General features: G+C 33.9%; 4 protein-coding genes. All 4 read right to left on the minus strand.

Features of this window, described 5'->3' with window-relative positions; translation table 11 throughout:
* Window positions 1-656: hypothetical protein (locus tag F3G66_RS09455; protein ID WP_188115837.1), on the minus strand; the 656-nt coding region annotated here is incomplete at its 3' end.
* Window positions 637-1785 (minus strand): restriction endonuclease subunit S, encoded by a 1149-nt coding sequence (locus F3G66_RS06040; RefSeq protein ID WP_149707465.1) that lies wholly within the window; start codon window positions 1783-1785, stop codon window positions 637-639. The genes F3G66_RS06040 and F3G66_RS09455, both read right to left, overlap by 20 nt.
* On the minus strand, window positions 1782-3272 hold the full coding sequence (locus tag F3G66_RS06045) for a type I restriction-modification system subunit M (protein ID WP_149707466.1): 1491 nt from the start codon (window positions 3270-3272) through the stop codon (window positions 1782-1784). Before F3G66_RS06045 ends, F3G66_RS06040 begins: the two co-directional genes overlap by 4 nt.
* Window position 3273: 1 nt before the next feature.
* Window positions 3274-3858: a restriction endonuclease subunit S gene (locus tag F3G66_RS06050; protein WP_149707467.1), complete on the minus strand. Its 585-nt coding sequence runs from the start codon at window positions 3856-3858 to the stop codon at window positions 3274-3276.
* Window positions 3859-3970: the final 112 nt, after the last annotated feature.

The raw sequence follows: 3970 nt of genomic DNA on the forward strand, positions 1-3970 counted from the left end.
AAATTTATATCATTTAAAATATCTTTTTTTGCTTCCAGTATCTCAGTTTTTGTTGATATATAATCTTTTTCATCAATTAAGGTTTCATCATGAAATTCTGCAATTTTTGTATATTTTTCTTTTATTTCGTCAAAAAAGTCTTTAACATTATCTTCAATGCTATCCTCTCCATCTATTAACTCATTTTTTAATCTATAAATTTCTTTTACATCTTCTTTTGTTTTTTCTAAATTTATATCCTCCAAAGCCTTTTTTATAGTATCTGTGTATTCTTGCACCATGTTAGAAACTGATCTGCTAGAAATTTTAGGCATTAGAATATTTAAATTCCTTAACCCAGCAATAAGCTGATCTATAGAGTTATTTGTTGCTACAATGTAATCAATAGTTCTATTATTGATGAATGAATTAAAATAATTCAAAGCATTTTCCAAATAACTTCTTGAATTATTCAATGAATTTTCTGGACTTAATTCAGGATCGATTAGTTTTAGATAGCTATCTATAAAAATTATAACTTTTCCAAGTCTATTGTATTCATCAATAATTTCTACATTCCCAATCTCTTTAATATTAAATTCACTAAATTTTGTCTTAAATAGTTCCCATTTGCTATGAAAATCACTCGACCCATACCTAGTCATCCATCTTGACATTTTTTCCTCCTTTTACTTTTGTTCTTATGTTTCCGCTTAGTAGCTTTTGCATCAAGCCTTGTTGTTGTTTTTTCAAATTTTCTAGTTTTAAATTTAGTAAATTTATCTCATCATCGCAAGCCGTTAAAACCTCTGCGATTTTTTGTTGTTCGTTTAAATTTGGGAGTTTAATAATAATGTTTGAGTAATTTTTAAAATAAATATGTGGAATAGTTGAACCTGTAATAAATTTATTGAAATTTATACTCTTAAAAATATAGTTTAAAAAGACTATATTTGAATTTTCTCTATTTATTATTCCCATCATAGTTGAAATAAAATTTGTCATTCCATTAACCAACCTAACCCTACCAACACCTGCACCATCTTTAACAATAGTTATATATTCTCTATTAAATGCAAAAAAATCACTATAGCCAACTAAACCATTTGCATCATATGTTGGAAATTTATGATTACTTGATAAATTATTTAAAGTTAAATTTGAATTAATTTTCCTGCAAGTCTCAGCCAATCTAATTTCTTTCCACTCGTCTTGAAACTGGGGAAAGCGGATTTTGGCTGTAAGTAAATTTTGCATAAGAGCTTTTTTAAACTGCTTTTTGTTTTCTATCAAATTTATAGTTAAATTTATAGCCTCATCCCAAGTAGATAAAATTTCCGCTATCTTTTCTTGTTCGTCTACTGGCGGAAGTAAAATCATCAAATTTGAAAATACAGATGCATTTATTGCTGGATAATTTGAGCCTGTGCATTTTTCAATAACTTTTTTCGTAAAAGTGTCAAAATTTAAATACTGAAATATAAAATCTCTATTTTGTTTTGTTCTTATTTGAGCATAGCCAGTAGAAGCAACAAAATTGCCGTTTAACTCAAATAAAAAATTATTTTTTTGATATGGTCTAACCATTTGAAATAAAATATCGCCTTTTTCAAGTAATCTTTGGGCTCTACTTGGTGCCGTTTCCAAAAAAACTTCTTTCAAAGAATGCAATATGCCTTTTTCCACGCTTTCTAAGTCAATATAATAAAATTTCTCTGGTAGTTTTCTGCTTGATGGATTTATCTCACAAACATCCCCAAGCCTCACGACCCTCCAACCACTTGGTAAATTTTTAAATTCGCTCATAGTCCAAGCTCCGCAAGATACTCACTCATCTTGCTTTGAACGCTTTTTAGCTCGGATTCTAAGCGTGAAATCTCAGCCTTTGTAGCCTCGATATCCACAAGCTCTTCTTCTTCAAAAGTATCGACGTAGCGAGGGATGTTAAGGTTGTAGTCGTTCTCTTTTATCTCGCTAAGGCTTGCTAGGTGGGAGTATTTTTCTATCTCGCTTCTGTTTTTATAGGTTGTGACTATCTTTTTTATATTTTGCTCTGTTAGCGAGTTTTGGTTTTTGCCTTTTTCAAATTCCTTGCTAGCGTCGATAAACAGCATATCTTCATTTGAGCGGTTTTTCTTAAAAACGAGTATGCAAGCAGGGATGCTCGTGCCATAAAATAAATTTGCCGGTAGTCCGATGACGGCGTCAAGTAAATTTTCTTCGATCAGCTTTTGGCGAATCTTGCCCTCATTTGCTCCGCGAAATAGCACTCCATGCGGGAGCACGACGCCCATTTTGCCGTTATTGTTTAGACTTTTTATCATATGTACGACAAATGCGTAGTCGCCCTTGCTCTTTGGCGGCAAAGCGTAGCTAATAAATCTCATAAAAGGATCGTTCACGGCAAAGTCGGCACCCCACTTATCTAGGCTAAATGGTGGATTTGCCACGACTATGTCAAATGTCTTTATAAGATTGTCTTGTAGATGAAGTGGGTTTCTGATCGTGTCACCCCACTCGATCACAGCGTCATTTATCTCATGCAAAAACATATTCATCTTGCAAAGTGCGTGAGTTTGTCCGTTTTTCTCCTGTCCGTAAAGGCGGAAATTTTTACTACCGACCTCTTTTGAAGCCTTGATAAGAAGTGAGCCAGAGCCGCAAGTAGGATCATAGATCATATCGCCCTCTTTTGGCTCAACCAGCTTTGCAAGAAGTGTCGAAACCTCGCTTGGCGTATAAAACTCTCCGCCTTTTTTGCCAGCGTCACTTGCAAAGTGAGCTATAAGATACTCGTATGCGTCGCCTATTATGTCGTTGCCCTCAAGCATAGAGGGGCGAAGATCTAGCCTAGCGTCGCTAAAGTCATCAAGCAAATTTTGCAAGATAGCGTTTCTCTCTTTTGTGTCACCAAGCTTGTTTTTGTTATTAAAGTCTATGCTTCTAAAGATGCCTTCGAGCTTATCTTTGTTGTCCTCTTCGATCTTTTCTAGCGTTTTGTTCATTATCTCGCCTAAATTTATGGCTTCTTTGTGCGCTAAAAGATACTCAAATGTGCAACTCTCATCAAGTTTAAATTTCTCTTTCTTTAGCTTTGCTTCGATCCTATCGCTCTTGTCGCCGTATTCGGCTTTAAGTAATTCGAGCTTTTCTTTATAAAAATCAGATAGATACTTAACAAAAAGCATCGTTAAAACATAGTCTTTATAGTCGCTTCCGTCCATCGTGCCGCGAAACGTGTCGCAAGCCTTCCAAACGACGTTATTTATGGTTTCTTGAGTGGTCTTTTGCATCTTAGTTCTCCTTTTTTATTAAATTTTCAAATATGCTTTTGTGATATCTTTGCTTTTGAGCTACTAAATTTTGTAAAATTTCGCTCTCCTCGCGAGCTAAATTTAGGTATTTTACTATCTTGTTTTGAGTTTGCAAATTTATGGCTGGTATTTTTATATTATTTATGCTTGCAACTCCTATCATCGCTATTGTAGTGCCTGAAACATCTGGTGCAAGGGTTCTTTTAACGGCGCTGCTGTTTAGATAATGCGCCACAAAACGCGGATCAAATATGTCGCTTTTAACCCTTATGCGAACCATCAAAGATGAGTAGATAAGATCGTCATAATCTTTGTCTATATAAACGGCGAAATTCGGCTCTCTAAGTCGCAGTAAAACATCACCATGACTTACTTTATACTCCTCGCTTATTTGCTCGTTTGATATAAACTCATCGGCAAATGTGTCATCAAATAGAGCATTTTCATTAAAGGACTTTAGCGAGACTACTTTATAGCGAAATTTCTCATCTACGTTTTTGTCCGCCTTTTTGCGGATTAAAACTAGACCAGTTTTTATACCAGATATGTCGCCTATTTTTATCATTTTAAGATACTCCTTTCTGTATTATTTTGAAAATAATACTAATACTTTTATGAGCGAAGTATATCAAAAAAGATAAAAATAAACAATACATTTTTATATTATTTCTAAAATA

Source organism: Campylobacter concisus, from assembly GCF_902460665.1.
In the GTDB taxonomy this organism is placed as follows: domain Bacteria; phylum Campylobacterota; class Campylobacteria; order Campylobacterales; family Campylobacteraceae; genus Campylobacter_A; species Campylobacter_A concisus_AL.